The sequence below is a fragment of the Agrobacterium sp. P15N1-A genome (assembly GCF_044626815.1).
GTDB classification, from domain to species: domain Bacteria; phylum Pseudomonadota; class Alphaproteobacteria; order Rhizobiales; family Rhizobiaceae; genus Agrobacterium; species Agrobacterium leguminum.
This window is the reverse complement of the sequence record NZ_JBIUPF010000003.1, coordinates 230,455-249,554: the sequence shown is the minus strand read 5'-3', so window position 1 is coordinate 249,554 and position 19,100 is coordinate 230,455. Positions and strand designations below refer to the sequence as shown.

Genomic DNA, 19,100 nt, shown 5'->3' with positions numbered 1-19,100 from the left:
TCACTGCATCAGGATTTCAGACGAGACCTTAATGACATCGCCGGGCTGGAGCATGGCGTTTTCATCCACCTTCAGCTCCTTCGGCTTGCCGTTTTCCTCACGCACCACGACATAACTGATGGTCGCGGACTTGCCCGACGGGTCAAAACGGATCGCTTCGGCCGATTGCGCCAGCGCTTCCGACATCAATTCGCGGCTGGTGGTGAGCTGCAGATTGAGCTTGTCCAGTTCCGCTTCCGTATCCTGCAATTCCTTGGAGCGCTGCGCCACCCAGTCGTTACGCAGGTTGATCTCGTCCTGGGTCGCCTTGTTGATATCCTGTTTGGCGCGCAGCGACTGCGTATCGATATCGAGCAGGTTGGATTCCACTTCCGCCGCGCGTTCTTCCGCGGAAATACGCCGCTGCGACAGCGCAAGCCCCTGCTCGTTCAGCCGGTTGACGCGATCGCGGTCCTCGTTGGCAAGCTGGAGCTGACGATTCTGCGTCTCTGATTTCTTCTTCAGGGATTCGACTTCGCTCTGCAGAAGGGCATGCAGGTCCGTCAGCGCCTTGAGCTGCAGGGTGTAACGTTCGGTGCGCGATTTCATCAGCGCGCTTTCGCTGGCCAGCAGCACGTCGATCTCGCCGATCTTTTCCATTTCAGGCGTCTTGGCGATGGTCGCGTCACCCTTGACCTCGGCGACCAGCCGCGCCTGACGGGCGAGCAGCCTTGCGCGCTGATTGTCATAGACGGCGGCGTCACCACGGGCATTGATGAAGTCACGGGCAAAACGCTGCCCGGCATCAGAGCGCCGCAAGCCGCCGGCAAGGCTGACCGCCTTCAGCACCGTGAGATTGGCGGCATAGGGATATTCACCCGGCGTCTGCACGTCGCCACTTAAGAAGATCGGCCGGAACTGCGCGATTTCGACGGAGGCCGAAGGCAGGTTGCGAAGGGCGAACTTGCTCTGAAGCTGGGCTCCAATCTCTTCGCTGACCTCCGATGGGGTCTTGCCCGCAACATCCAGCTGACCGATGAAAGGCAGGGACAGCGCGCCCGATGGGCCGACGGAATAATCGCCGTTGATCACATCCCAGTTGCGGATGCTGCCATCCGCCGGCTGCCATTCGGCAACGCGGATACGCAGCTTGTCAGCGGTACCGAGCTTATATTGAGCGCCATCCGCAGCCATGGCGGAAAGCGGCGCGGCAAGGGCGACGGAAGCGGCAAATACGAAGGCCACAAACGGGCGGCGGGCGGCAGACAAGCCGTTCATCGGGAAACTCCCTGTTAGCGGATCGCCACACGGGCGATCCGGCCGTCGCGCAACTGGGCAAGGCCGGCTGCACAGCGCCGCGAAAAGCGGCCGGTATGATTAGCACCAATGACGCACCCAAAGACCGGACTTGGGATCCCGGTCGGGGTGCGTGTCGAAACGAAGATCGATAAAGCCGAACTCAATATCGGTTTTCAGTAGCTTCCGCGTGAAAGGCACACGGCGGGAATGGTCTTGACGATGATGAAGACATCCTGCCGCATCGACCAGTTCTGCACATAGTGCGTGTCGAAAGCGACGCGGGTCTTGTAGGATACGTCGTTGCGGCCGCTGATCTGCCACAGGCCGGTCAGGCCAGGGCGGGTGCTGAGATAATAAGCGGCAGCGCTTTCATAATAGCTCAGCTCCTCATCGACGACCGGGCGTGGGCCAACCACGCTCATTTCGCCGCGGATGATGTTGAGCAGCTGCGGCAGTTCGTCGAGCGAGAGCTTGCGCAGCACGGCGCCGACAGCCGTAACGCGCGGGTCGTTCTTGAGCTTGCGGGTGGCGCGCCATTCTTCGGCGGCTTCCGGATTGGCGGCAAGATATTGCCGCAGAATCTCATCGCCGTTCATCGCCATCGTCCTGAACTTCAGGCAATGGAAATAGCGGCCATTATGTCCCACACGCCGGTGGCCATAAAAGATCGGGCCGGGATCAGACAATTTCACCAGCGCGGCGATCAACAGGAATATCGGGCTGAAGATGAGCAGCGCAAGCGCAGCCGATGTCATATCGAAGCTGCGTTTTGCGATGCCCCCGATAGGGAAACTGACATCGAAATCTTCGGAGCTGCTGAGTGTCTGTTCAGCCGATTGGGTCGCGGACTTCATAGAGAGAACTCCATTTATGTTTTGCGATTGGTCGGTGCCCGGAGGCGCGTCTTTCCGTCTAAAAGAGATAACAAGTCTGTGTTCGGAATTTGATGCTAATGGATTTTTTGTAAGGCACATTGGCCATAACCGTCTATGCGATTTCTTGCGCGAGCGGCCGATCAACGTCCGGGCAATATTAACGGTTGCATAAAAAAGCAACAAATGTGCCGACGGCCATGTGTTGAGAGCATGGGTACCGCCCCGGCATGTATTGGGTTTTGTGCCGGCGACAGTCTTTTCTTATGTGTTTCTTATGACTTGGCGAGATGAGACAGGAACGTTAAGAACAGCCACGCCTGTAACGGAATATAAAAATTTTTTGCATCGCAGCAAGATTGTGGCAATGCATATAAAATTTGACATATCGGCCGGGATTTTTTTGCCTGACATTGCCAAGCCACCAAGAAAAAGCGATGGAAAAATCGCTAAAGGGGCGCAAACACGGCAAAAGAGTGGCAGGAAACTGCATTCTAGTCATGGCAGCCACGCAAAATTGCCGTAGCTCCCGGCCCTTTTTTACCGAATTGCCCCGACTTGACCGTTCTACGAGCGTTACGAGGCGCAAAAACCGCTGGAATCAGAAGGTTGGCGGTGTGCAGGCGCTGATGACCTCACAGGGCACGGGACCGACGCAACGGAAACGATGCGGCCTGCGGCTTTCGAAATAATAGGCATCCCCCGGCCCGAGCACCCGCCTCTCCTCATCGACCGTCACTTCCAGCCGTCCGGAAAGGATGATTCCTCCTTCCTCGCCATCGTGAACCAGCGGCACCTTGCCGGTATCGGCGCCCGGCTGGTAACATTCCTTGAGGATTTGCAGGCTGCGGCCGAAGACATTCTCACCCACCTGCCGGAAGGATATCGGCCCCTTGCCGATTTCAACCAGTTCATCCGCCCGGTAAAAAGCCTTGCGGCTCGTCTCCGGCTCGAAAGCGAAAAACTCGGCAAGGCCTATCGGTATGCCGTCGAGAATGCGTTTCAGCGCACCGACGGAAGGGTTCGAAGTGTTGGATTCGATCAGCGAAATCGTCGAATTGGTGACACCGGCGCGTCTTGCCAGTTCCCGCTGGGAAATATTGTGGCGCAGCCGCAAATGGCGCAAACGCCCGCCTATATCCACCGACATGCCTGAGCCCCCGTTGCCCTTGTTCGAAATATCGAAAATCTGCGTTCAGGCCTATAGCATTTTCAATGGCTTGGCCACTGAGAGAAAAGGGCTTGTTCAGTCGCGAAAATAGCATTCAATCACCGGCAACGAACAGGAGACCACCATGGACAACCCGAGCCGATCCAATTCCACCTCGCTTGACAGCTACTGGATGCCCTTTACCGCCAACCGGCAGTTCAAGGCCAATCCCCGCCTGCTGACGAGCGCCGAAGGCATGTATTACACCAGCAATGACGGCCGTCAGGTTCTCGATGGCACGGCTGGCCTGTGGTGCGTCAACGCCGGCCACGGCCGCCAGCAGATCGCGTCTGCCGTCAAGCACCAGCTTTCGACCATGGATTACGCGCCCTCCTTCCAGATGGGCCACCCGGTTGCCTTTGAATTCGCCGAGCGGCTGGCGGAAATTGCGCCCGGCCCGGAAGGTGCGAAACTGGACCGTGTCTTCTATACGGGCTCCGGGTCGGAATCGGTCGATACGGCGCTGAAGATCGCCATCGCCTACCAGCGCGCCATCGGCCAGGGCACCCGCAGCCGGTTGATCGGTCGTGAGCGCGGTTATCATGGCGTCGGTTTCGGCGGCATCTCCGTGGGCGGCCTCGTCAACAACCGTCGCGTTTTCCCGCAAATCCCCGCAGACCACCTGCGTCACACCCATGATCCGGCGAAGAACAGCTTCGTGAAAGGCCAGCCCGAACACGGCGCGGAGCTTGCGGACGATCTGGAACGGCTGGTCGCCCTGCATGGCGCGGAAACCATCGCCGCCTGCATCGTCGAACCGGTCGCCGGCTCCACCGGCGTACTGGTGCCGCCGAAGGGTTATCTGGAGCGCCTGCGCGCCATCTGCGACAAGCACGGCATCCTCTTGATCTTCGATGAGGTCATCACCGGTTTCGGCCGCATGGGCTCCACCTTCGCCACCAACTATTTCGGCGTTACGCCCGATATCGTCACCAGCGCCAAGGGACTGACCAACGGCGCGATCCCGATGGGCGCGGTTTTCACCAGCAGCAAGGTGCACGATGCGCTGATGCATGGGCCGGAAAACCAGATCGAGCTGTTCCACGGCTATACCTATTCCGGCCACCCCGTCGCCTGCGCCGCCGGTATCGCGACGCTCGACATCTATCGCGATGAGGGCCTTTTCACCCGCGCGGCCGAATTGCAGGATGTCTGGCACGACGCCATCCATTCCCTGAAGGGCCTGCCGAATGTCATCGACATCCGCACCATCGGCTTCATCGCCGGCATCGAGCTGCAATCGCGCGACGGCGCTGCCGGCGCACGCGCCTATGATGTCTTCGTGGATTGCTTCGAGCGCGGCCTGCTCATTCGCGTTACCGGCGACATCATCGCCCTCTCGCCGCCGCTGATCGCCGAAAAATCCCATTTCGACGATATCGTCTCGATCCTCGGCGATGCGCTGAAGCGCGCGCAGTAAAGACCATGCAAACAAAAAGGCCGCGCCTGGAAGCGCGGCCTTTTTTGTAACCTGTCAGTAGGCCTGCATCGGTTGCGAGAGGCCATCGCCGATCACACCGTTGCCATATTGCGCCACGGGCACACCTTCCTGGCCGATCGGCACGCCCTGCTGTGCGGGGCCGAGCGCCGTCACCACGATCGGCGTGCCATCGGGCACGCGGTTATAAAGATCAATGATATCCTGGTTCAGCAGGCGCACGCAGCCGGAGGATACCGACTTGCCGATGGTCCACCATTCCGGCGAGCCGTGCAGGCGGTAGATCGTGTCCTTACCATCCTTGAAGATATAGAGCGCACGCGCACCGAGCGGGTTCTTGAGGCCCGGCTCCATGCCGCCATTGCGGCTACTATAGGGTTCCAGTTCCGGCTGGCGCGCGATCATCTCATCGGGCGGCGTCCAGCGCGGCCATTGCCGCTTGTACTGAATGACGCCGCGACCGGCCCATTCAAAGCCTGCGCGGCCGAGACCGACGCCATAACGCATGGCCTGATTGTTCTCATAAGTGAGATAGAGAAAATGATTGGCGGTATCGACGACGATGACGCCGGGGCGTTCACCCGTCGGGTTCGCCACCATCTGCCGCAGGAACTGACGCGGAATCCGCTTGTAGGGGATTTCCGGCAGCGGGAACTGCTCGTCCGGCTTGGGACCGTACATCAGGGCATACATCGGGTCGTCCGCGGGCGCTGCAGGCCGGGCGGCCTCACGCGCGGTTGTGTTGCAGCCCGCAAGGCCGGCAAGCGCCAGTCCACCTGCTCCAAGCAGGAAACCCCGCCGGGTCGTCGTCGTCTCGTTCAATTGAAAAACCTCATTTACGTCATCTCACGCCGGCAAAGGGATCTGCCAGCGCCGCCTCTGGGCGGCTGATAGGGTACTTCGTGCCGGAAACCTGCGATGCCATGGCCTTGGCGCCGTTCGATTTCAAAATGGCCCGGAAGCTCGGATGCATGCCGCCGTCTACATACGCGCTGAGCGGGCTGGAAGTTCCCTCACTCATCGCGGCGGCAAATTTTTGTTGCTCTTCGGCCAGTTTCGAAGCCACCAGCGGATCCTGCTGGTTGATGGCCGGCGGGCAGGCCGCCAGCGGATCGGCAGGTTCGCCTCCGGCAAATTCGCTGTTGAAGACATAACGACGGCCGCAGACGGAAACCTTCGGCTGCCGGCGCGTCACCTCGAAATAATCGTAGCCTTCCTTCAGCGTTTTCCAGAACGGCATGTTGGGGTCGTCCCGATGTGCCACCATATTCCGGGCGCTCATGCGGAAGGGATAGGCCTGCACCTGAAAACGGTCCTGCCCGCCCTGAAGCGCACGCGCGACGATGGCGTAAATCTCGCCCACCTGGGCATCCGTCATGGCGTAGCAGCCGGAAGAGGAACAGGCGCCATGCACCATCAGCGCCTCACCGGTGTAACCGAGCGCCGATTCCAGCCGGTTGGGATAACCGAGATTGAAGGAGACGTAATATTGTGAGTTCGGGTTCAGCATGCCGGCCGAGACATGATAAAACCCTTCCGGCGCCTGCCGGTCGCCCGTCTTCATCTTGGGGCCGAGCTTTCCGGACCAGCGGCACATGGGATAGGCCTTGAGCAACGCGTAATTTCCGGTCTTGTCGACCTTCCACACCTCAAGTTCGCTTTCCTGCTTGAAAATGCGAACGAGGACAGGGCTTTCCGGGCGCATGCCCTTGGCCGACATCTGCGCCATCATCTTGGACGACAGTTTCGGCGGATCTTTCTTGACGCTGTCGAGCCCCATGGAAGTGCACGCGGCAAGGCTGCCACCGATCGCAACGATCGCGGCCATTCTTGCCCCTGCCCTTACCTTTTGCCGCAACCCCGCAACCGCGAAATCCAGCAATGCCTGCATGCCCATGGATCGTTCTGCCCGCCTGATTTGCCCGCCTTTCCGGCAGACGCTTAACTATCGAAGGTGGCCACAACACGGCAACCTCGCTCATGGACAAAGTCTCGTGAACAGACGTTACCCATTCGTTAATCATAAGGACACAAGCCCGTGATGGGGTGGGCAGTGAAAGTGCCGGCCGCGATTATCGAAGCAGCCCCTGGCCGCCATCGATCCATACCGGCGTGCCGGTAATGTGGCGGGACGCATCCGACGCCAGAAAACCGATCAGCGCGGCGACGTCATCGCTGGTGCCGGCCACGCCGCCGGTTACCGGAATATCCCCAGCCGGAAAACGGACTGGAACCTCCGTTTTTTCCCGCCCGCGTATATCGGTATTTTCATCGATTGCCGTTTCGATTTCGCCCGGACACACCGCATTGACGCGAATACGATGACGCCCCAGCTCCAGCGCCAGTTGCTGCGCCATGGCGAATTGCCCGGCCTTCGTCACGGAATAGGCCGTAGCACCGGGCGAGGTGAAGGTGCGGGTGCCATTGATCGACGAAATGATGACGATGGACCCGCCGCCGGCCGCTTTCAGATGCGGCACGCTGGCATGGACGGTGAGATAGGTGCCGCGCAGGTTGATGCGGATCGTATCGTCCCATTCGGACGGTTTCAGCTCATCGATGGGCGCCCAGACGCCGTTGACGCCGGCATTGGCCACCACGACGTCAAGCCGGCCGAAATCCTCAACCAGCGCTGCGACCGCGTGACGCATCGCCGCTTCATCCGCCACATCGGCCATAAGCACCTTCGAAGAACCGGATGCGGCGCCTATTTCCCGGGCGACATCGTTCAATTCCGATTCGGTGCGGCCCAACAGACCGACCGCAAAACCCTGCGCCGACAGATGAAGGGCGGCGGCGCGCCCAATGCCGGAGCCAGCGCCGGTTACCAGAGCGACTTTACGAACGGTCAATGTCATTGCCCTCCTTTTCGGGAAGCAATGGACGTGACCGTCGCCGAGACGGGATCACTCGCCGGAAAGCTGTCCTCCAGCCCCTCCTCAAGCTCTTCCTCCAGAATCTCGCGGTCCCGCGCGGTGCGTGCGCTCGCCTGCCCGTGCAGCAATCCCTGAGGCGCATCGTCCTGCGCGGTGCCGAGAGCGGAAAATTGCGAAGGCGCATCCGCACCATGGCGCGTTCCGAAGGCGGTCAGTTGCACCATCACCGCGCTCGCCCGCTTGATGGCCTCGGCATCATCGATCCCTTCAAGGCCGTCGGCGAGGCGAACAGAGACCTGATCGCCGTCGTTGCCGACGAACTCGACGGAGATAACCCCGTTATTGCGTTTTACATAGGTCGTCGAAAGTTGCATGACATGCCCTCCGGCTTGAAAAGCACCGGTACGAATCCGATGCTGGAAAACGGTTAGAACCTGAATTCACAACGATGGCAGAGCGGAAGGGTTCCAGATGGATCAGGCCTTTGGCCCGGAAATGCAGGAGAGTTTCTTCCTCCGCGATGCGCTGGATGTGGCGCGCGCCCTCATCGGCGCGGAGTTCCGCATCGGCAATACCGGCGGCATCATCGTGGAGACCGAAGCCTATCATCCGGACGACCCGGCATCCCACAGTTTCAACGGGCAGACCCCGCGCAACAGGGCAATGTTCGGCCCGGCCGGCCGTCTTTATGTTTACCGGTCCTATGGTATTCACTGGTGCGCCAACTTTGTCTGCGCTCCGGGTTCAGCCGTGCTTCTGCGCGCCATCGAACCCCTGACCGGCATAGACATGATGAAACTGCGACGGGGAACTGACAAGCCGAAACTTCTCTGCTCAGGTCCGGGCAGGCTCTGTCAGGCGCTGGCGATTACGGGGGACATGGACGGCGCGCCGTTGAACGCAGCGCCGTTTTTCCTGCGGTTGCCGAAAGAGGCCGCCGCCGTCACCAGCGGCAGACGAATCGGCATCAGCCGCGCGACGGAATATCCCTGGCGCTTCGGGCTCAAGGGCTCGGCTTTCGTCAGCAAGAAATTCGAGAGCGGAGAGGCGTGAAACACGAGAGCACCTTCGGCGGCCCGTCGTTTTCGTCGGGGTTGGGTGTCGGCACCTCGTCCGGCAACCGGTCGGGTTCCGGTTCTTCCACCGGCGGAATATCCGGCTGCGGCGGCACGGGCATCGGCGGTTCGGGATAGGGCTCAACGGGAACGGCTGGCATCGCGGCCTCCTGATAAACACGCTTTGCCACAATGGGCACAAGCTGCGTTTTTATCTCGTGGGACAGCGCGTTTGCGCTGTCGCCAATCAGGCGGCGCAACACCCAATTCGCCTATCGGTCAAATGCCGGTCAGGTCCCTTCGGTCCGGTTGCGCCGCCCTGTGGGTCGTACAGGGAAAACGCGGGCACGGCCTGTCCGTTCCGTTTTTTTAGGAAGGTTTTTGCGATGGCTCAGGCGAAACCGAGCGCGCTGCGAGAAATATCGCGATTTTCGCAATAGTCGCGGGAATGGGCTTCATGACCATGCTCGCGAGCGGTCGAACGGTTAAGTTCCGGGCTCGGAACGTTGAGCAGCGCATCGGCATAGGTGCCGGTCGCCTCGACATCATCGATCACAGTCTGCTGTTGCGGTTTTAAAAATTCAAACATCCGTCCACCTCCTTCGACACGTCCCCTCAACGCGCCGGCCCGGGTCCTGTTCCATAACGCCCGTGACTGTTCCGATTATACATGAGACGGCGCGGACGTATAGATGACGAAAGGCGAACGTTATCAACTGACGTTCACAAAATGGAGTGGAATCAGTGAGCTATGCCGAGAAGTTCAGGCTGGACCGACCGATTCCCGCAAGATCAGTTCTACCGGCCACAATTCCTGAACCTCGCGGACGGGACGGCCGCCGATGATCTGCAAAAGCAGGTCCGTCACCCGCATGCCCGCCATCCGCATGGGCGAGCGGGTGGTGGAAAGCGGCGGCATCATGCTTTCCGGCGTGAGATAAGGAAACACGTCGTCATGGGCGATGACGGAGACATCCTTGCCGATCGTCAGCCCCATCTGCGTCGCGGCGCGATAGACACCCTGCGCCGTCATCATCGCACCCGCCACAAAGGCGGTTGGGCGCGGCGTCTGTTCCAGCAGCGAGCGGGCGAAGCGAAAGGCCGTTTCTTCGCTGAAGTGCTCATTCATCATGAAGCGCGGATCCGGCGTAATGCCGTGCGTGGCCAGCGCCTCGCGAAAACCCTGCTCGCGGTCCTGCACGAAGGTGCGGCCAACCGGACCATTGATAAGGGCGATGCGCCTGTGTCCGCGCTCCAGAAAATGGATCGTCGGACGATAGGTCACATCGTGGTTGTCGATATCGAGCCAGGCATGTTCGAAAGGCGTCTTTGAGCGGCCATGCACGATGAAGGGCACACCCAACCGGTTGAGCAGCGCGATACGCTCATCCTCGGGGCGGGGCGAATGCACGATAATGCCATCCACCCGGCCGCTCGCCGCCAGCCGGCTGAAAATCGCCAGTTCCTCATCGAGATTATTGTCGACGGTGACGCTGACGAGAATGTCGGTCTCTTCCCGTTCCAGCCGGGTCGCCATGCCACCCATAAATTCGGAAAAGAAGTGCCCGCCGCCCGAACGGCCCATGACGACGCCGATGGCGCCTGCCCTGCCCGTCGCCAGCCTGACGGCATTGGCATTCGGCCGGTAGCCGTATTTCAGCGCAGCCTCCATCACCCGCTGGCGCGTTTCCTCGCGCACCTCGGGGTACCCGCCCAGCGCCCGGCTGACGGTGGTGGGCGAGAGCCCGACTTTCTCTGCGAATTCCTTAAGCTTCATAATTTTTTGCCAATTTGCCCCTGCATGCGTCGCCGCCGCGGATTTTTCAAGCCGACAAAAATTGAAAACGATTTCAATTTTCTCCCACCTGAAACCTTACAGTTGATCATTCCCAAAGGCAAACGCCGAAAAATTGCAGGCGAAAACAGCCGATTTCCGGGGGATTAGAAAGAGTATTGACAGATAGCTCGGCTTTTGAGAGCCTCGCATAAGTCAAAAGCGCTTTCAATTTTGAGGACAATCGGAAGCGTCAACGGAGGAGTTTGACAATGAATATTTCCATGAAGACTTTGTTCCTGTGCGGGGCTGCGTTTTCCGCCGCTATTTCGGCTGAGGCGGCCGAGCTTTCGATCGCCGCCAATTCGACCGGCAAGAACGTCGCGTTCTTCCGCGAACGCATCGCCGCCTTCGAGAAAGAGACCGGTCACAAGGTCAATCTCGTCACCATGCCGTCATCGTCCAGCGAGCAGTTCAGCCAGTACCGGCTGTGGCTTGCCGCCGGCAACAAGGATGTCGACGTCTACCAGACGGACGTGATCTGGGCGCCGCAGCTGGCCGACCAATTCGTGGATCTGACCGCAGCGACCAAGGATGTCATCGGTGATCATTTCCCCTCCATCGTCGCGTCGCAGACGGTTGACGGCAAGCTCGTCGCCATGCCGATGTTCACCGATGCGCCGGCGCTGTTCTACCGCAAGGACCTTCTGGAAAAATACGGCAAGCAGCCGCCGAAGACCTGGAAAGAACTGAGCGAGACCGCAAAGGAAATCCAGGACAAGGAGCGCGAGGCTGGCCAGAAGGATCTCTGGGGCTTCGTTTTCCAGGGCAGCGCCTATGAAGGCCTGACCTGCAACGCGCTGGAATGGATCGCTTCCGCCGGCGGCGGCCATATTGTCGAGACCAACGGCGATATCTCCGTCAACAATGAGAAGGCCGCAGCGGCCATCGAAACCGCCAAGGGCTGGGTCGGCACCATCGCGCCGCAGGGCGTGCTCGCTTATAAGGAAGAGGAAGCGCGCGGCGTCTGGCAGACCGGTAATTCCGTCTTCATGCGCAACTGGCCTTATGCATATGCACTGGGTAATGGCGAAGACAGCGCCATCAAGGGCAAATTCGGCGTCACCCCGCTGCCGGCGGGCGCAGAAGGCGAAGCCCCTGCCTCGACACTCGGCGGCTGGAACCTCGCCGTTTCGAAATATTCCGACGATCAGGAAGCGGCCATTCAGCTTGTGAAATTCCTGGCGTCGAAAGACACCCAGAAGATGCGCGCGATCCAGCTCTCCAACATGCCGACGATCGCTTCCCTTTACGACGACAAGGATGTCGCTGCCGCACAGCCCTTCATGCCGACATGGAAGCCGATCTTCGAGACCGCTGTTCCGCGTCCCTCCGCGTCGGCCAAGGTGAAATATAACGAGGTTTCAGCCAAGTTCTGGGGCGCCGTGCACAACACGCTCTCCGGCAACGGCACGGCGGCTGAAAATCTCGAACTTCTCGAGGTTGAACTGACCGATCTCAAAGGCAACGGCTGGTAATCCGGCCCGCGCGGGAGATGGTCTGGCCTGATCGTTTCCCGCGCCCCAACCGCGAGATATCCCCATGAACGACATCGCCCTTCAAAGACCGGTCGCGGCAGCCGGCACCGGCTCCGATCTGCAATCGGAACGTCTGAAATCCGCCTGGCTGTTTCTTGCTCCCACATTTCTGGTGCTGGCGCTGGTGGCCGGCTGGCCGCTGGTGCGCACCGTCTGGTTCAGCCTCACCGACGCTTCGCTCACCAATCTCGAGGGTGCGCAGTTCGTCGGCCTCAAGAACTACCTCACCTGGATCACGCTCAGCAGCGGCCGCACCATCTATCGCGGCCTGCTTGCCGATCCCGCATGGTGGGGCGCGGTTCTCAATACGCTGAAATTCACCGTCGTCTCCGTCAGCCTCGAAACGGTACTCGGCCTCATCGTCGCGCTGGTGCTGAACGCCGAATTCAAGGGACGCGGCCTCGTGCGCGCCGCCATTCTCGTACCCTGGGCCATTCCGACCATCGTCTCGGCGCAGATGTGGGCGTGGATGCTGAACGACCAGTTCGGCATCTTGAACGACCTGTTCCTCAATCTCGGGCTGATCTCCAGCAAGATCGCCTGGACCGCCAATCCTGAAACCGCGATGGTGGCCGTGCTGATCGTCGACATCTGGAAGACGACGCCCTTCATGGCGCTGCTCATCCTTGCCGGCCTACAGATGGTGCCGAAGGACATGTATGAGGCGGCCAAGGTGGATGGCATTCATCCAGTCAAGGTGTTCTTCCGCGTCACCCTGCCGATGATCCGACCCGCACTCATGGTCGCCGTCATCTTCCGTATGCTGGATGCGATGCGCGTCTTCGACCTCATCTACATCCTGACGCCGAATAATGCCCAGACCCGCACCATGTCGGTGCTGGCACGTGAAAACCTGTTCGATTTCGACAAGTTCTCCTATGGCGCCGCCGCCTCCACCATGCTGTTCCTCATCATCGCCTCGATCACGGTCATCTACATGTGGCTCGGGCGCGTCAACACCGATGGAGCCGCGCGATGACCCTGCCAAGCATCCTGAAAACCACCGCCTTCTACGCGCTTGTCGCCATCATCATGGTGATTTCGGTATTCCCGTTTTATTACGCGATCCTGACGAGCCTGAAATCCGGCTCGGCGCTGTTCCAGGTCAACTACTGGCCGCGTGACTTCTCGCTGACCAATTACAGCTTCGTCATCGGCAACGGCACTTTCCTGCGCAATCTCGGCAACTCGCTGTTTGTCGCATCTTCCGTCGTCATACTCTCGCTGTTCCTCGCGGTAACGGCGTCCTATGCTCTCGCCCGCGTCCGCTTCCGTGGCCGCGCGCTGCTGCTGCTCACCATCCTGTCGGTTTCGATGTTTCCGCAGATCGCCGTGCTCGCCGGCCTGTTCGAACTGATCCGCTGGGCGGGCATCTTCAACACGCCCTTAGCGCTGATCTTTTCCTACATGATCTTCACCCTGCCCTTCACGGTCTGGGTGCTGACAACCTTCATGCGTGACCTGCCGATCGAGATCGAGGAAGCGGCCATCGTCGATGGCGCGACGCCGTGGGTGATCATCACCCAGGTGTTCATGCCGCTGATGTGGCCGGCGCTCGTCACCACAGGGCTTCTCGCCTTCATCGCGGCGTGGAACGAGTTCCTCTTCGCGCTCACTTTCACCTCATCGAACGAGCAGCGCACGGTGCCTGTCGCCATCGCGCTCCTGTCGGGCGGCTCGCAGTTCGAAATACCCTGGGGAACGATCATGGCGGCCTCCGTCATCGTCACCGCCCCGCTCGTCGTCCTCGTTCTGATCTTCCAGCGACGCATCATTTCCGGCCTCACCGCCGGCGGCGTCAAAGGCTAGGAGAAACCAAATGACCACCATTCAACTGCGCGATCTTCGCAAATCCTTCGGCGCCTTCGATGTCATCAAGGGCATCGACATGGACATCCGCTCCGGCGAGTTCATGGTTTTCGTTGGCCCTTCCGGCTGCGGCAAGTCTACGCTGCTGCGCCTCATCTGCGGGCTGGAGGAAATTTCCGGCGGCACGCTTTCCTTCGATGGCGAGACGGTGAACCGCCTGCCGCCCGCCAAGCGCGGCGTCGCCATGGTCTTCCAGTCCTATGCGCTTTATCCGCATATGACCGTGTTCGAAAACATGGCCTTCGGCATGAAGCTATCAGGCGCGGACAAGGAACAGCGCAGGAAGCGCGTCGAAGCGGCAGCCGAGATGCTGCAGCTCACGCCCTATCTGGAACGTCTGCCAAAACAGCTTTCCGGCGGCCAGCGCCAACGTGTCGCCATCGGCCGCGCCATCGTGCGCGATCCGAAGGTATTCTTGTTCGACGAACCGCTTTCCAACCTTGATGCGGCATTGCGCGTTGCCACGCGTCTGGAAATCGCCAAACTGCACCGCTCGATGCATGACACGACGATGATCTACGTTACCCACGATCAGGTCGAGGCAATGACGCTTGCCGACCGCATCTGCGTGCTGCGTGACGGCAGGGTCGAGCAGATCGGCACGCCGCTGGAGCTTTACGAAAGTCCGGTCAACACCTTCGTCGCCGGCTTCATCGGCTCGCCGAAGATGAACTTCCTGTCAGGCAAATATGCCGAGACGGAAGGCGCAAAAACCATCGGCATCCGCCCGGAGCACATCACCATCACCACCGACGGCAGCGGCTGGAGCGGTGAGATCGTGCATTCGGAAATGCTCGGGTCGGACAGCTATATCTATGTCGAGATCGGCGCCGGTGAACCCGTCGTCGTTCGCGAAGAAGGCGTGACCGACCGCAAGGCGGGCGAGCGTATCGCCCTCGTGGCGGATGCGGCGCAGATCCATCGTTTTGACGCCGAAGGCCGGGCGCTTGCCCGCAACCCCGCCCGGGGTGCTGCCTGAATTTTTCACTTTCGCCGGGATCACCCAAGGTCCCGGCTTTCACCGAGGAGCATGACAATGACCATCAACACCGTTGTATGGGGCGAAAATATCCACGAACACATCAATGAGACGGTCCGTTCGATCTATCCAAACGGCATGCACAACACCATCGCCGATGCGCTGAACCAGAACCCCGAGATCAACGCCACCACCGCCACCCTTCAGGAACCGGAACACGGCCTGTCGCAGGATCGCCTCGACAAGACCGACGTGCTGGTCTGGTGGGGCCACAAGGACCATGGCGCGGTGCAGGACGAGATCGTCGAGCGTGTCGCCAAACGCGTCTGGGAAGGCATGGGCCTCATCGTCCTGCATTCCGGCCACTTCTCCAAGCCGTTCAAGCGGCTGATGGGCACACCCTGCGCGCTGAAATGGCGTGAGGCGGGCGAACGCGAGCGTCTGTGGACGATCAATCCGCGCCACCCGATTGCCGCCGGTCTGCCTGAGCATTTCGAGTTGGAAAACGAGGAAATGTACGGCGAGCAGTTCTCCGTGCCGGAGCCGCTGGAAACCGTGTTCATCTCCTGGTTCCAGGGCGGCGAAGTCTTCCGTTCCGGCCTCACCTGGCGTCGCGGCGCCGGCAATATCTTCTATTTCCGCCCCGGCCACGAGACCTATCCCACCTATCACGATGCCAATGTCCAGAAGGTCATCAGCAACTCGGTGAAATGGGCCTATAACCCGGTTGGCGCACTGAAGAGCATTCACGATGCCCCCAATGTTCCCGTCGACAAGGCGCTGGAGCCGATCGAAGAACGCGGCCCCAAGCTGCACAAGGCAGGCGAAGCAGGTTACAGGTAAAAAGCCATGAGACTTCTCATTCTCGGAACCGGCGGCATGGCCAACAACCATGCCACCTATTTCTCGCAAATCCCCGGCGTCGAACTGGTCGCGGCGGTGGATGTGGACGATGTGGTGGTGCGCGGCTTTGCGCTCCGCCACAACATCCCGCTCTCCTTCACCTCGCTGGATGACGCCATTGCCTGGGGTGAATTCGATGCGGCGGCGAATGTCACGCCGGACGCCATCCACCACCCCACCAGCCTGAAGCTGCTGGCGGCCGGCAAGCATGTCTTCTGCGAAAAGCCGCTGGCGGAAAACTACGCCAAGGCCGCCGAAATGGCCGATGCCGCCGAAAAAGCCGGCCTCGTCGCCATGGTCAACCTCACCTATCGCAACGTCGCCCCCTTGCAGGCGGCGCGCGAGATGGTGCTGGCTGGCAAGATCGGCAAGGTGCGGCATCTGGAAGCCTCCTATCTCCAGAGCTGGCTGGTTTCCAAAGCCTGGGGCGACTGGATGACGGAGAGCAAGTGGCTGTGGCGGCTTTCCACCAAGCATGGCTCGAACGGCGTGCTGGGCGATGTCGGCATCCACATTCTCGACTTCGCCTCCTATGGCGCGGGCAGCGATGTGGCACGCATCTTCACGCGGCTGAAGACCTTCGACAAATATGAAGGCAATAAAATTGGCGTCTACGACCTCGACGCCAATGACAGCTTCACCATGACCGCCGAACTGGAAAACGGCGCCATGGGCGTCATCCATGCCAGCCGCTGGGCGACGGGGCACTTGAACGAGCTCCGCCTACGCATCCATGGCGACAAGGGTGCGCTGGAAGTCATCCACACGCCCGACTATTCCAGCCTGCGTGCCTGCATCGGTGAAGATGTGGAGAAGGCGATATGGAAGACGATCGATGTGGAGCCGGTGGCCACGAATTACGAAAAATTCGCCAAGGCCGTCATGGAAGGCGGCCCTGCCGATCCGGACTTCCGCCATGCCGCCAATCTGCAGAAGGTGCTCGATCTATCGATCATCGCGGATCGGGAACGGCGTGAGGTAGCTGTTTCGGCTTGATATGAAAGAACAACATGCGGCAAAACGTTGCCGCATGTTTCTTCTCCCCGAGGGGGAGAAGGTGGCCCGAAGGGTCGGATGAGGGGGCAACGTCCCCGGATTTCGGCGAGCAAGCCCCCTCATCCCGCTGCCGCGACCTTCTCCCCCTCGGGGAGAAGAAACAAGCGGCTTCCACTCGCTCAATACATTGTGCGCTTCTTGAGGATGCAAGCTACAGCGTGGAATTTCACTCCCACGCAGCGTCAAACCCCGCGCTTGTTCCCCCACAACAGCACATGCAGCTGCGGCAGCACCCGCGCCGAAAACCAGCGGTCTTCGCTGACCTTATCCACCAGCCACAACATCCGGTCCATCACCCCATCGATATCCACACGCGCATCGTCATCATCGGGCGGCGGCGGGGTATGGTTGCCGGGCTGGAGATAGACGGGCAGATGCGGGAAGCGCGCGGATGCCGCCTTGGCATAGGCATAATCCGCATCGTCGAACACCACGATCTTCAGCGCCACCTGCGGCCCCTCGCCGGCGGCGGCAAGACAGTCTTTGAAGGACTGCCAGTCCGTTTCCATGCCGCTCGATGGCGGTTTGGGGCTCAGCACCAGATGGTCGAGATCGGCAAACCAGTCTTTCGCGATGCTGCCCTGCGTTTCCAGCGCGAAGCGATACCCCTCGCCCTGCCCCTTCGCGATCAAGGCTCCGAGCGGCTGGATGGCCGGGTTGCCGCCTGAAAGCGAGACCGTCAGCGGCACGCCACCGGAAAGCCGCCGCACCTCCTGCCAGATCGCCTCAACCGGCATCGGTTTCCACGTGTCACGGTACTCGCTGTCAACGGCATGCAGCGTATCGCACCAGGAACAGCGGTAGTCGCAGCCGCCGGTACGCACGAAGACGGTCGGCAGACCGATCAGCACGCCTTCGCCCTGGATGGTCGGACCGAAGATTTCGCTGATGCGGATCGTGGTTTCCTTCGCTGCAATCTTTTGTGCAGCCGCCGTCATGGCCGGTATTCCGCCCAGGTCTTGGCGGTTTCGCTCACCCGCACCGCACTGGTTTCAGGCAGGCGATCCTTGCACCAGTCGTAGAAATGTTTTGCAAGATATTCCGCCGTCACCCGGTCATGGCCGAGGACATCGTTCAGGTGGCGGTGATCGAAATGATCGTCGATATAGTGCTTCAGTGGCGCAAGCTCGTGATAGTCACGCACGAAACCGTGCTCGTTCAGCTCTTCGCCCGATAGCTCGACCTCAACGATGTAATTATGGCCGTGCAGACGGTTGCACTGGTGGTCGGCGGGCAGGCTTTTCAGCTGGTGCGAGGCGGAGAAGTGAAACTCCTTGGTAACGCGGAACATCAGCGCACCTCCTGTGCCGCAAAGGCATGGGTGGCCGCCACCCAGAAGTCCGGGTCCTCATAGTCGGTCGGATCGGTGACACCGGCCAGATGAAAGGCCTCGCGCCGTTCCACGCAGGTGCCGCAGCGGCCGCAGTGGCGCAAGCCGCCCTTGTAACAGGACCATGTTTCGCCAAACGGCGTGCCGTATTTCGCACCATCGGTGACGATCGCCGCCTTGGAAACGGTGACATAGGGGGCAAAGAGCTTGACGTCGGCATAACCCTCAAGCGCATGCGCCTGCATGGCGTTGAAACTGTCGATAAAGCCCGGCCGGCAATCGGGGTAGATGAAGTGATCGCCGCCATGGACGGCAATCGCCACCGCATCCGCCTGCTGCGCGGCGGCCAGCCCGAAAGCGATGGTGAGCATGATGGCATTGCGGTTCGGCACCACGGTGGAGCGCATGGTCTCTTCCGCATAGTGCCCGTCCGGCACCTCCACGTCGTCAGTCAGCGCCGAACCGGTGAGATGGGCGCCAATGGTTCTGATATCGATGACATGATGCGGCACGCCGAGACGCCTTGCGCAATCGGCGGCGTATTCCAGCTCCTTCCTGTGGCGCTGGCCATAATCGAAGGAGACGAGAGCGAGAAGGTCGTGTTCCGCCGCGATTTTATGCGCAAGCGAAACGGAGTCCAATCCGCCGGAGCAGATGACGATGGTTTTCATAATTTGGGATCCCTTGTTTTGACCGGGTGGGCTGCGACCGGATTACGGGGAGCGGCTTTAAACCAAACCGACGGGCTTGTGAAGGGCCTTGGGAAAATCGCGCAAAACCACGCCATCACGAAAATGCCCCGCCACAGCAACAAGACGAAACAAACGGGACATAAGCGGGAAACCGGCACGATCTAGAACGA

At 60.3% G+C, this 19,100-nt stretch carries 21 protein-coding genes; 8 read left to right on the top strand and 13 right to left on the bottom strand.

Annotated elements, in window-relative coordinates:
- The 3 genes from ACIK7D_RS13085 to ACIK7D_RS13075 all read right to left on the bottom strand — a co-directional run bounded on the left by ACIK7D_RS13085 (window position 1) and on the right by ACIK7D_RS13075 (window position 3,300).
- The gene (locus ACIK7D_RS13085) at window positions 1–1,257 is read right to left on the bottom strand and encodes a polysaccharide biosynthesis/export family protein (RefSeq protein WP_065656288.1); all 1,257 of its coding nucleotides are present in this window, start codon (window positions 1,255–1,257) and stop codon (window positions 1–3) included.
- Window positions 1,258–1,451: 194 nt separating this feature from the next.
- On the bottom strand, window positions 1,452–2,132 hold the full coding sequence (locus ACIK7D_RS13080) for a sugar transferase (RefSeq protein WP_003523803.1): 681 nt from the start codon (window positions 2,130–2,132) through the stop codon (window positions 1,452–1,454).
- Between the two features lie 619 nt (window positions 2,133–2,751).
- Window positions 2,752–3,300 carry a cupin domain-containing protein gene (locus tag ACIK7D_RS13075; protein ID WP_003523802.1) on the bottom strand — a complete coding sequence of 183 codons (549 nt, stop codon included), beginning with the start codon at window positions 3,298–3,300 and terminating at the stop codon, window positions 2,752–2,754.
- Between the two features lie 145 nt (window positions 3,301–3,445).
- On the opposite strand from ACIK7D_RS13075, the gene ACIK7D_RS13070 reads away from it, so the two are divergent.
- Window positions 3,446–4,780, top strand: coding sequence for an aspartate aminotransferase family protein (locus tag ACIK7D_RS13070; protein WP_400156505.1), 1,335 nt, complete (start codon window positions 3,446–3,448; stop codon window positions 4,778–4,780).
- 54 nt (window positions 4,781–4,834) lie between these two features.
- On the opposite strand, the gene ACIK7D_RS13065 is transcribed toward ACIK7D_RS13070, so the two are convergent.
- From ACIK7D_RS13065 to ACIK7D_RS13050, 4 genes are all read right to left on the bottom strand, one after another.
- Complete coding sequence (locus ACIK7D_RS13065; RefSeq protein ID WP_059758579.1) at window positions 4,835–5,620, bottom strand: L,D-transpeptidase; 786 nt, start codon at window positions 5,618–5,620, stop codon at window positions 4,835–4,837.
- A 19-nt stretch (window positions 5,621–5,639) separates the two neighbouring features.
- Complete coding sequence (locus ACIK7D_RS13060; RefSeq protein ID WP_162936828.1) at window positions 5,640–6,695, bottom strand: murein L,D-transpeptidase family protein; 1,056 nt, start codon at window positions 6,693–6,695, stop codon at window positions 5,640–5,642.
- A 175-nt stretch (window positions 6,696–6,870) separates the two neighbouring features.
- A complete protein-coding gene (locus ACIK7D_RS13055) occupies window positions 6,871–7,656 on the bottom strand; it encodes an SDR family NAD(P)-dependent oxidoreductase (protein ID WP_174057787.1) in 786 nt (261 codons plus the stop codon).
- Window positions 7,653–8,048 carry a hypothetical protein gene (locus tag ACIK7D_RS13050; protein WP_400156504.1) on the bottom strand — a complete coding sequence of 132 codons (396 nt, stop codon included), beginning with the start codon at window positions 8,046–8,048 and terminating at the stop codon, window positions 7,653–7,655. The genes ACIK7D_RS13055 and ACIK7D_RS13050 overlap by 4 nt, the downstream gene beginning before the upstream one ends.
- Window positions 8,049–8,145: 97 nt before the next feature.
- Between ACIK7D_RS13050 and ACIK7D_RS13045 the strand changes: the two genes are divergently transcribed.
- Window positions 8,146–8,727, top strand: a complete 582-nt coding sequence (locus ACIK7D_RS13045) for a DNA-3-methyladenine glycosylase (protein WP_127755805.1) — start codon at window positions 8,146–8,148, stop codon at window positions 8,725–8,727.
- On the opposite strand, the gene ACIK7D_RS13040 is transcribed toward ACIK7D_RS13045, so the two are convergent.
- The 3 genes from ACIK7D_RS13040 to ACIK7D_RS13030 all read right to left on the bottom strand — a co-directional run bounded on the left by ACIK7D_RS13040 (window position 8,696) and on the right by ACIK7D_RS13030 (window position 10,506).
- Window positions 8,696–8,890, bottom strand: a complete 195-nt coding sequence (locus tag ACIK7D_RS13040) for a hypothetical protein (RefSeq protein WP_080820950.1) — start codon at window positions 8,888–8,890, stop codon at window positions 8,696–8,698. The two genes, ACIK7D_RS13045 and ACIK7D_RS13040, sit on opposite strands and share 32 nt — an antisense overlap.
- Before the next feature lie 230 nt (window positions 8,891–9,120).
- Window positions 9,121–9,318: a hypothetical protein gene (locus tag ACIK7D_RS13035; protein WP_003523793.1), complete on the bottom strand. Its 198-nt coding sequence runs from the start codon at window positions 9,316–9,318 to the stop codon at window positions 9,121–9,123.
- A gap of 174 nt (window positions 9,319–9,492) precedes the next feature.
- A complete protein-coding gene (locus tag ACIK7D_RS13030; protein WP_065656296.1) occupies window positions 9,493–10,506 on the bottom strand; it encodes a substrate-binding domain-containing protein in 1,014 nt (337 codons plus the stop codon).
- A 269-nt stretch (window positions 10,507–10,775) separates the two neighbouring features.
- On the opposite strand from ACIK7D_RS13030, the gene ACIK7D_RS13025 reads away from it, so the two are divergent.
- The 6 genes from ACIK7D_RS13025 to ACIK7D_RS13000 all read left to right on the top strand — a co-directional run bounded on the left by ACIK7D_RS13025 (window position 10,776) and on the right by ACIK7D_RS13000 (window position 16,848).
- The gene (locus tag ACIK7D_RS13025; RefSeq protein ID WP_400156503.1) at window positions 10,776–12,041 is read left to right on the top strand and encodes an ABC transporter substrate-binding protein; all 1,266 of its coding nucleotides are present in this window, start codon (window positions 10,776–10,778) and stop codon (window positions 12,039–12,041) included.
- A 64-nt stretch (window positions 12,042–12,105) separates the two neighbouring features.
- Window positions 12,106–13,080: a carbohydrate ABC transporter permease gene (locus ACIK7D_RS13020; protein WP_137453925.1), complete on the top strand. Its 975-nt coding sequence runs from the start codon at window positions 12,106–12,108 to the stop codon at window positions 13,078–13,080.
- Entirely contained in the window at window positions 13,077–13,910 is an 834-nt protein-coding gene (locus ACIK7D_RS13015) for a carbohydrate ABC transporter permease (protein ID WP_003523786.1), read from the top strand. The genes ACIK7D_RS13020 and ACIK7D_RS13015 overlap by 4 nt, the downstream gene beginning before the upstream one ends.
- Window positions 13,911–13,920: 10 nt before the next feature.
- Window positions 13,921–14,949 carry an ABC transporter ATP-binding protein gene (locus ACIK7D_RS13010; RefSeq protein ID WP_309580576.1) on the top strand — a complete coding sequence of 343 codons (1,029 nt, stop codon included), beginning with the start codon at window positions 13,921–13,923 and terminating at the stop codon, window positions 14,947–14,949.
- Between the two features lie 57 nt (window positions 14,950–15,006).
- A complete protein-coding gene (locus tag ACIK7D_RS13005; protein ID WP_065117577.1) occupies window positions 15,007–15,792 on the top strand; it encodes a ThuA domain-containing protein in 786 nt (261 codons plus the stop codon).
- Between the two features lie 6 nt (window positions 15,793–15,798).
- Entirely contained in the window at window positions 15,799–16,848 is a 1,050-nt protein-coding gene (locus ACIK7D_RS13000; RefSeq protein WP_400156502.1) for a Gfo/Idh/MocA family protein, read from the top strand.
- 242 nt (window positions 16,849–17,090) lie between these two features.
- Here the strand turns inward: ACIK7D_RS13000 and queE are convergent, their stop codons facing one another.
- The 3 genes from queE to queC are packed head-to-tail and all read right to left on the bottom strand — an operon-like array spanning window position 17,091 to window position 18,909.
- On the bottom strand, window positions 17,091–17,846 hold the full coding sequence (gene queE / locus ACIK7D_RS12995) for a 7-carboxy-7-deazaguanine synthase QueE (RefSeq protein WP_400156501.1): 756 nt from the start codon (window positions 17,844–17,846) through the stop codon (window positions 17,091–17,093).
- Window positions 17,843–18,199, bottom strand: coding sequence for a 6-carboxytetrahydropterin synthase QueD (queD, locus tag ACIK7D_RS12990; protein WP_400156500.1), 357 nt, complete (start codon window positions 18,197–18,199; stop codon window positions 17,843–17,845). The genes queE and queD overlap by 4 nt, the downstream gene beginning before the upstream one ends.
- Complete coding sequence (gene queC / locus ACIK7D_RS12985) at window positions 18,199–18,909, bottom strand: 7-cyano-7-deazaguanine synthase QueC (protein WP_127755799.1); 711 nt, start codon at window positions 18,907–18,909, stop codon at window positions 18,199–18,201. Before queC ends, queD begins: the two co-directional genes overlap by 1 nt.
- Window positions 18,910–19,100 lie beyond the last annotated feature (191 nt).

Coding starts and splice junctions, on each gene's coding strand:
- ACIK7D_RS13085 (WP_065656288.1), bottom strand. CDS start 1,257: ATGAACGGCTTGTCTGCCGCCCGCCGCCCGTTTGTGGCCTTCGTATTT.
- ACIK7D_RS13080 (WP_003523803.1), bottom strand. CDS start 2,132: ATGAAGTCCGCGACCCAATCGGCTGAACAGACACTCAGCAGCTCCGAA.
- ACIK7D_RS13075 (WP_003523802.1), bottom strand. CDS start 3,300: ATGTCGGTGGATATAGGCGGGCGTTTGCGCCATTTGCGGCTGCGCCAC.
- ACIK7D_RS13070 (WP_400156505.1), top strand. CDS start 3,446: ATGGACAACCCGAGCCGATCCAATTCCACCTCGCTTGACAGCTACTGG.
- ACIK7D_RS13060 (WP_162936828.1), bottom strand. CDS start 6,695: ATGGGCATGCAGGCATTGCTGGATTTCGCGGTTGCGGGGTTGCGGCAA.
- ACIK7D_RS13055 (WP_174057787.1), bottom strand. CDS start 7,656: ATGACATTGACCGTTCGTAAAGTCGCTCTGGTAACCGGCGCTGGCTCC.
- ACIK7D_RS13050 (WP_400156504.1), bottom strand. CDS start 8,048: ATGCAACTTTCGACGACCTATGTAAAACGCAATAACGGGGTTATCTCC.
- ACIK7D_RS13045 (WP_127755805.1), top strand. CDS start 8,146: ATGGATCAGGCCTTTGGCCCGGAAATGCAGGAGAGTTTCTTCCTCCGC.
- ACIK7D_RS13040 (WP_080820950.1), bottom strand. CDS start 8,890: ATGCCAGCCGTTCCCGTTGAGCCCTATCCCGAACCGCCGATGCCCGTG.
- ACIK7D_RS13035 (WP_003523793.1), bottom strand. CDS start 9,318: ATGTTTGAATTTTTAAAACCGCAACAGCAGACTGTGATCGATGATGTC.
- ACIK7D_RS13030 (WP_065656296.1), bottom strand. CDS start 10,506: ATGAAGCTTAAGGAATTCGCAGAGAAAGTCGGGCTCTCGCCCACCACC.
- ACIK7D_RS13025 (WP_400156503.1), top strand. CDS start 10,776: ATGAATATTTCCATGAAGACTTTGTTCCTGTGCGGGGCTGCGTTTTCC.
- ACIK7D_RS13020 (WP_137453925.1), top strand. CDS start 12,106: ATGAACGACATCGCCCTTCAAAGACCGGTCGCGGCAGCCGGCACCGGC.
- ACIK7D_RS13015 (WP_003523786.1), top strand. CDS start 13,077: ATGACCCTGCCAAGCATCCTGAAAACCACCGCCTTCTACGCGCTTGTC.
- ACIK7D_RS13010 (WP_309580576.1), top strand. CDS start 13,921: ATGACCACCATTCAACTGCGCGATCTTCGCAAATCCTTCGGCGCCTTC.
- ACIK7D_RS13005 (WP_065117577.1), top strand. CDS start 15,007: ATGACCATCAACACCGTTGTATGGGGCGAAAATATCCACGAACACATC.
- ACIK7D_RS13000 (WP_400156502.1), top strand. CDS start 15,799: ATGAGACTTCTCATTCTCGGAACCGGCGGCATGGCCAACAACCATGCC.
- queE (WP_400156501.1), bottom strand. CDS start 17,846: ATGACGGCGGCTGCACAAAAGATTGCAGCGAAGGAAACCACGATCCGC.
- queD (WP_400156500.1), bottom strand. CDS start 18,199: ATGTTCCGCGTTACCAAGGAGTTTCACTTCTCCGCCTCGCACCAGCTG.
- queC (WP_127755799.1), bottom strand. CDS start 18,909: ATGAAAACCATCGTCATCTGCTCCGGCGGATTGGACTCCGTTTCGCTT.